Origin of the sequence: Leptolyngbya sp. AS-A5 (genome assembly GCF_039962495.1) — a bacterium.
Lineage (GTDB): Bacteria > Cyanobacteriota > Cyanobacteriia > Leptolyngbyales > Leptolyngbyaceae > Leptolyngbya.
In genome coordinates, this window is record NZ_JAMPLL010000042.1 from 20,314 (window position 1) to 28,088 (window position 7,775).

General features: G+C 47.7%; 4 protein-coding genes and 1 pseudogene. 2 read left to right on the top strand and 3 right to left on the bottom strand.

Annotation, left to right across the window (positions count from 1 at the left end; all coding sequences use genetic code 11):
* Window positions 1-448: 448 nt before the first annotated feature.
* The gene (locus NC980_RS23795; RefSeq protein ID WP_190376021.1) at window positions 449-1,867 is read left to right on the top strand and encodes an S-layer homology domain-containing protein; all 1,419 of its coding nucleotides are present in this window, start codon (window positions 449-451) and stop codon (window positions 1,865-1,867) included.
* A gap of 460 nt (window positions 1,868-2,327) precedes the next feature.
* On the opposite strand, the gene NC980_RS23800 is transcribed toward NC980_RS23795, so the two are convergent.
* The 3 genes from NC980_RS23800 to NC980_RS23810 are packed head-to-tail and all read right to left on the bottom strand — an operon-like array spanning window position 2,328 to window position 7,549.
* The gene (locus tag NC980_RS23800) at window positions 2,328-2,630 is read right to left on the bottom strand and encodes a hypothetical protein (protein ID WP_190376022.1); all 303 of its coding nucleotides are present in this window, start codon (window positions 2,628-2,630) and stop codon (window positions 2,328-2,330) included.
* Window positions 2,578-4,350, bottom strand: a complete 1,773-nt coding sequence (locus NC980_RS23805) for a cadherin domain-containing protein (protein ID WP_190376023.1) — start codon at window positions 4,348-4,350, stop codon at window positions 2,578-2,580. Before NC980_RS23805 ends, NC980_RS23800 begins: the two co-directional genes overlap by 53 nt.
* Window positions 4,292-7,549, bottom strand: a complete 3,258-nt coding sequence (locus tag NC980_RS23810; protein WP_347272581.1) for a choice-of-anchor I family protein — start codon at window positions 7,547-7,549, stop codon at window positions 4,292-4,294. The genes NC980_RS23805 and NC980_RS23810 overlap by 59 nt, the downstream gene beginning before the upstream one ends.
* Window positions 7,550-7,601: 52 nt before the next feature.
* On the opposite strand from NC980_RS23810, the pseudogene NC980_RS23815 reads away from it, so the two are divergent.
* A pseudogene (locus NC980_RS23815) lies at window positions 7,602-7,775 on the top strand (IS5/IS1182 family transposase); the annotation flags it as partial.

Below are 7,775 nucleotides of genomic sequence, written 5' to 3' on the forward strand. Positions count from 1 at the left end.
AGTCTTTAGCTGAAAATGATTTATTTCGACATCGGCTTCACTCAGGGCAATTTGCGAAAGGGCAAGCGTCATGAGCGTTCCCAATAATGCTTGTATTGCGTCGATTCTAGATAAAATATAATTTTTAATTCAATATCTACAACTGTAGTGCTAGAGAAGATTAGGCTTCCCCACCTTACCATTTTTGCAACACAACCAATTTGAGACGATTCAATCCCTCTCTGTTCTCCAGAATATTTTTTAGGTTCAAAGTTCCCAAAATTAGCTCATTCTAGCGGGCGCGATAAACTGTGCATTTTACGACTGATTCAGGCTTGACTGAACTGAAGTAGATTCCGTAAAATCACTCTCGACTCACTGAGTATAATTTTACACAATGCTTGCTTAGTGAGAGTAAAAAACTACTCCGCTTAATGTCACCCTCAACACGCATTTCAGTGTGGGAGTTATGAGCCAAAACTATTTTGCTTTCCTCGGTAATGCTACTTTAGCAGCCGCTATTCTCGTGCTTGCTCAAGCTAAAGGTGTTTCAGCAACACCTCCACAAATTGGTCAACTCGATGCAGCTTCGGTGGCTTCACAATCTCATGTACAGCCGCTTGCTGATGCCAGCAGCCAATTGAAAGATGACGACAAGAAAGAACATGAGGATGACGAGGTCAAGAAGCTGCCCAAATCGGTTTCTTCTGCTGTTCTCAAGGATGCAGCAAACCGGACTGGTGCAGATATCGCGACCTTGCGGATTGTTAACGTCGAACAGTACGACTGGTCTAATAGCTGCTTAGAATTAACCAGCGGACAAATGCGTTGCCTTCAAGCAATGGCGCAAGGCTATAAAGTCGTTGTGATGCGCGAGCAGCAGTATTGGGTCTACTACAGCAGCGCATCTGGTTCGATGGTCTCCTACGACGAAGCAATGTCCCAAAGGCTGATTGCCCAATCCACTGCTGAGGTTACTCGATCGCAAACCGCAATGAGCACCAGCACTCAGAGTATGAGTATGACCAGCACTCAAAGCATGGGCACTCAGAGTATGAGCAATGCTGAAACTATGGCTAGTGCAGAACAAAGCTCCAGCAGCACAGCTTCAATGTCACAAAGTAGCACCACAACTGCTACCAGCGCGACAATGATGAGCTTTACAGATGTCTCGACAAGCTACTGGGCGAGTTCATTTATCTCTGAACTGGCTAAGCTGACGATCGTTGAAGGCTTTCCAGATGGCAGTTTCCGCCCTGAGGAAGTCATGACCAAAGCACAATTTGCAGCAGTGATTCGCAAAGCCTTTGAGCAGGCTAAAATGCGAAACGCGATCGCGTTTCAAGATGTTTCTGAGAGCTACTGGGCTTACAGCGCCATCAGCAAAGCGTACGAGATGGGTTTCTTGGGTGTAAACGCAGAGAATCAATTCAACCCAAACAGCCGTCTCACCCGCCTAGACATCTTGGTTGCGTTGGCAACTTCACTCAATTACACGACAGTAAGCGGCTCTGTTGAGAAGATTTTGTCAGTGTACAGTGATGCAGCAACTATTCCTGTCCAGTATCGCTCTTTGATTGCTGCTTTGACAGAGCGAGGAATTATTGTCAGCTATCCCCAAACCAGCCGGCTTGACTTAACTCGTGTGGTGACTCGATCAGAAGTCAGTGCCTTCGTCTACCAATTCCTAGCAAGCACTGGGAAAGTTGAAAAAATTTCCTCCCCCTATATCATTCAATCAGAAGAAATCAGCAGCCGTTCTAAGCCGACGGGCAAGCAGCACTGCAATCAGGGAATCGGAAATGGATCAGAAGGGTGCGATCCTGGTAACTCTCGTCCTCACGGTGGTAGTAACGATGAAGCTGGAAGAACACCTGGAAATCGCTAGACGGTGTTGTGCACTTTGAAAGCGAATTGTAACAAACTGTTTGGCCATCAAGATGACAAACATAACTATACCTAACCCTAGCAGGGTTAGGTATAGTTAGCCTAAGTCAGGGAGGCGGCTCCCTGACTCGGCTTCAGAATCGGACATGATTCGTTAAAATCATCTGGCTCCTCTCCAACTTGAGTCGGTGTAAAGCTAGACACAGTAGCTAATAATTTCGCCAGGATAGCGATGACGGGAATACATGGGTAAGCGGATGCGAACGGAGTTGAAGCAGTACGATTATTCTACATTCCGGTTAACCTGACAATGCCAGGGAAACATAGCCTTTTAGATTCAGGGCAGAATCTTATAATCGCATCAAACTCCCCCGCCAATTACACTCCCAGGAAACTGCTAGAAGTAATGCTAGATGCTTGAACTCCAATTAGAGAAGCAAGTTTCTCTGCTCCCGCTCTAATTAGCGTATTGCTGCCGTCTTGTAATACTGTGAGGTCGCTGTAATGTAAGTTAAGCCAGCCATTAGGTTAAAGCGAGTCGAGCCTGCTGAGTAATTGTAGAGGGTGTCAATTCCACTGCCACGAGTCAACGCGATCGTATCTTGACCACCGCTTAGGTAGATCGTGTCATTTCCTAAACTGCCATCGATCAGGTTGATACCAGAACCAACATAGATCGTGTCGTTGCCAGCTCTACCATAGATGGTGTTGTTACCACCATAGGCAGATTTTATCGTTGCCGTTGCCGCCATCGATGTAGTCATTGCCAATCGCACCATATAGCTCATCGTTGCCATCTCTACCTAGCAGAATGTCATTGCCGCCATTTCCATAAATTTTGTAGTTGCCAGAACCAGCGTAGATCGTGTCGGCTCCAGCAGTGCCCTGAAGAGTGCCGTTTTTAACAGTGCCTCGAATCAAATTGGCAGGGTTGATCGCGATCGTGATGGTATCGGTATCAGTCTTAGCTCCCTCTGCTCCAGTGTTACCCAAATCATTGGTTTGAATGGTGAGGGTAACAGAGCCATTAATCACGGATGGGGCATCTGGAGTAAACTTCAAGCCATTGAGAGCATTATTAAGGTCAGTTAATGTCCCTTGAATCGTGATTGCAGCCGAGTTGTTGCTACCATTGATCACCGTCAGTCCATTGGTGTTGCCTAAGCTTAAAAAGCCGTTATTAACTGACAGTTTGATCTGCTCCGCACCACCATTCGCATCGACATCATTGATAGAAATCATATTTCCTTCTATCGAAGAGAAGGTTAGGAAAGAATCCTGAATCGCGGTTTGAGCACTAGGAACCATATTGATGGGAGCGTCGTTGACAGGGTTGATGGTTAGGCTAGAAACTGCGCTCTCTTTGCTGAAAGCGGTTGATCCCCCGTTCAAGCTGGTATCTACTTTGTTTCCAGCCGTGCCACTGGTTTGATCCCAAGCTCGGAAGTTGAGATTGATCGTGCCGTTATAATCAAGCGCAGGGTTGAACCGCACCAGGGTATTGGCATCTATCAGCAAGGCTGAGTTATCGTTGACACTGCCAAAGTCAGTCCAGCTTGTACCGCTGTTGATGGAGTATTGCCAGGAACCAGAACCTGTTGTTCCGGTAACGGCAATCCCCTGCAAGGCTCTAGCATCCTGGTCAGCAATCGAGTTCGCCAGGATTGTGGAGAGGCGCGTCCCAGAATTGATAGCTGGATCTTCATTGATCGCGACGAAGTTTTGTACCTGAATGGAATTGAGGACAGGGGCATCATTCAGATCGTTAATGGCGATCGTCAGAACCTTGTCTAAACTCAATCCACCCTGATCGGTCGTACGTACTCGAATGCTGTAGGTAGACTTTGTTTCAAAATCTGGGGAGAGATTGATTTGCAATTGATTGCTGCTAATGGTGAATTTGGTGTTGTCAGTATCTCCAGTTCCAGAAACCAGACTGTAGGTGAAGGCGTTACCCGGATCAGGATCGGTTGATGAGAATGTGCCAACAATTGTGTTCGCCGAAACGTTCTCATCAATGCTTGTTGTGCTCAAGGCTAGAGCGGTAGGAGCACTGTTAAAGAGGAATCGAGCGACTGAGGGATCATGATCGCTGACTTGATCAACAAACTCAGAGTTAATGTGAACAACATCAAACCCATTTAATTGATTGAGCAGATTTTTGCTCACTAAGATGTGATCCAGCGTCTGAGCATTCCCTTCAAAGTTGTAGGTATACCGTTCGTTTGCAGGCAACGTTTCAATCAGATTATTGAGTCCACCACTTTTGAGAATGTTGAGTGGATTGGAAAACTCAAAGTCATTCAAGTCGCCAGCAACAATAACGTTGGCGTTAGGGTTAATCGCTAAAATACTTTGAACAAAGTTTCTGACGATCGTTGCCTGCTGATTGCGCTGCGCTTCACTACTTAAGGTTCGCGGTTGATTAGGAACCAAATAGGGGTTGATCGCCTCCCTTTGAGTTGAAGTGGTTGCCAATGACATAAACGGTCTGTCCGTTGAAAACAAACTCACCAACTAAGGGTTTACGGCTCGCATTGAAAGCAGAATTGGTAGGGTCAATCAGACCAGGGCTAACAGACAGATCAGGAATGCCATCATTTCCGATATCTGTGACGGTGGTGTTGGAGGTTGAGGTGCCATCCGGACGATCGACAAATGTAACCCGTTGTGAATTGTACAGAAACCCAACTCGGATGTTTCCACCCGGTTCTCCACCATTGGTGTCATCGACCGGATTAATCTGACGATATTGGTAGGTGGGACCTCCTGCCGCTGCGATCGCGTTGATCAAGGTCTGATAAGTCGCGCTCGCATCAACTACAGAATCATTCGTTGAACCATTATTGTCCTGAATTTCTTCAAGATTGATGATGTCGGGAGATTTTAGATTTGTGACAATCGCACTCGCCAGCCCGTTGAACTTAGCAGCACCATCTCCCGGATCAAGGTTCTCGACGTTGAAGGTCGCAACCGTAAGCCGATTAGGATCGGCCACGAGGGAGGTAACTTCCTTAGTCAAAGAACTGGGAGCTACGACCGTTGGCGCCGTAGAGGGCAACACTTCATAGTTGTTGAAGTTATAGTTCACCACACCTACGATCGTGCCGAGTTTCGCTCCAACATTGACATTAGGCGTTCCACCAGTAAACAGATTGTCATCAATTTGAATCCGTTCCGGGTTGAAGTCGGTTGGGCTAATCAGGCTGCCGCCGCGTGCAGTTTGGCTAGTCGCATTAGCGCCGTTGTCTGCCAATACCCAGACTTCGCCAAAGCTATTGGTAGGGCTGGTAGTAAAAGGGTTATTAATCTGCACCCGCATCCCTTCCAGACTTTCGTAAAAGTCGATGCCATCCTGCGCTGGATCAAAGATGCCATTGTTTTCCACATTGCTGGCATCGTTTTCAATTACAGATGTTGGAATGATGCGCCCTCCGTTGCCTAGAACGATCGTGGCAGGCAGCGCGTTACCGGACGATATTTTGTTAATGGCGGGATTGGTAATCTGCGTTGTCGTCAAGTTATTGGTATTGTTACCAGGACGGAATTCAGTGACTCGACCACTGACCTGCACAGCGTCACCCACAACAACCGTTGGACGAGAACTGGTGAAAACAAAGATACCTTCCGAGGTGCGGATGTCATTGTCGGCAATGGGATCTTGTAAATAAAATCCATTACTCGCAACAGCGGTGACAACCCCTTGGGCATTGTTCACATCTTTGCCATTGAAGGAGGAAATGTGACCAGCGCCTTGAATGTCACTAATCCGAACAGGTGGCGTAAACTCAAACACTGCTACGGTTTGGCTGACTTCATTTGCAGTCACAAGCAAGGGTTTACCCGTGGGACTATCTGCCGCTGAGATGAATGTAAGACCCTCTGGACTCACATCTGCTGGAGAGTTAACATACTCAATGAATTGGGGCTTCGTCGGGTCGGTGACTTCGTAAACTACCACATCTCCCGTTCGCTCCAAACCAATGAAGGCATAGGTACGATCGTTCACAACGCCAATGACCACACCTTCTGGTTCTGGTCCTTTGTTATCGCTGCGAGTATCGAAGTTTGGTGACGTAAAACTGCCATCGGAGTTGAAAATGCTCGGAACCTGAGCAGCGGTGATGCGCTCCAATTGATCCCCACTATCAAAGACCTGATTTCCACTCGCATCCCAGATAGAGAAAGACCTTGCACCAGGCACTTCGATGCGATCGATATCTCCATCCCCATCAATATCTCCGGTTGCATTCGTTAACTGCAGTCGACCCAAATTAGCATTCTGCTTCAAGGTTGCTGCATTAGGAAACACAGTGGGATCGAGAACATAGCTGCTGCTGCCAACCCGTACTTCTTCGTTAAATCCAGGATAGCTACGGGAATCTCCTTCATTCGCCGTGATGTAGTAGGTCTGACCATTGACGGTAAAGCTTGCGATCGCATCAGGTTGATACAATCCAAACACAGGCACATTGCGAATGTTAATGCCACCATCTTGATCGCTTGGATCGATGCCGTTACCAGGAAGATTATGATTTTTTACTCCTAGAGGCTTAATGTCAGTCACGGTTGCAGTTGCGATGTCTACGATCGCGATCGCATTGTTTTCCTGTAAGGTGACATAAGCTTTAGTGCCATCTCCGGAGAACGCGATATATTCCGGTTCTAAATCTTGAGCAACTGTGGCTCCTGGAGCATAAATTCGCACACCTGCTGCCTTCAAAGCATTAATTTGGCTATTGAATGCTGTAAAGCCAGCCGTTTGCACCGTTACATTCGCAACACCATTTGCCAAATTGATAATACTGATCGAGCCTTCGGGGTCAAACGAGTTCGCTTGTCCGTAACTGTTAGGTTCTCCTTCATTTGCCGTCAGCACCTTGGCTCCATCCGGCGCGAAGGTGAGCATATCCGGCAGGTAGCCAACCTCGATCGAATTTAGAAAACTGCCATCGGATGCCTTAAAGAAACTTACTCGTCCCGGCAATTGAGCATTAGTCGTCGTATTTTGAATCGCATAGGCAACGGCAACAATGCCATTTTTGGTTGCCACACTGTTGGGAATGGCTGCTGTTCCTGTAGGCGGCGTAAAGCCAGGTGCGAGGGTACCGATCGGAGTCAGTGCGCCTGTGTTGCTGATATTGTAGATGTCAACCGTCGCTCCAGCGACTGCAAACAAGCGTTGGCTACCTGGATCAAACGCCGGAATCTCTGCGCCATTGGGACTGTTCAAGCCTCCGACTTTCTTGAGCGATCCGGTGGTGTTATTAGCGATCGTCACTGTAGCACTGCTCGTTGACCCCAGATCGTAGGCGGCTCCATCCACCAAATTCAGAATGACGGTTTCGTTACCTTCAGCGGTGTTGCCATCATTCACAGGAGTAATCGTCAGGGTCGCGGAGCCTTGACCTGCTGGAATGGTTACTGTTCCAGGTAAGTTGTTGTAATCGCTGCCATTGGTTGAGGTTCCTCCCGCTGTGTAGGTAACAGTCAACGCTGCCGTTGTATCTCCTGTTCGAGTGACCGTGAAGCTACCAGTATTCACCGTCGTACCCGATTCGGCTGCATTGACATCTGTCGCAGTAATACTGACGCTGGGAACTAACGGAGCATCGTTATCTGCGATCGTAATGTTTTGAGCCGTTGTGTTCCCAAGTACAAGTCCTGCGGAGGGATTACTAATAGAGTTGTTGGGGAATAAGAGATAATAATCAAGGCTGCATCAACTACGTCTCATGCTAAATCTTGAACGTGCCTTAAACCAAGACCGCTTGCTACGAGCCTTGACTGGGTTAAACCGAAAAGCCTTTGATGCGCTGCTGCCGAGCTTTGAGCAGGCTTACGAGGCAAGCCGCAATGCGGCAAAGCCTGTGCGAAAACGGGCAAGGGGCGGCGGACGCAAAGCGAGA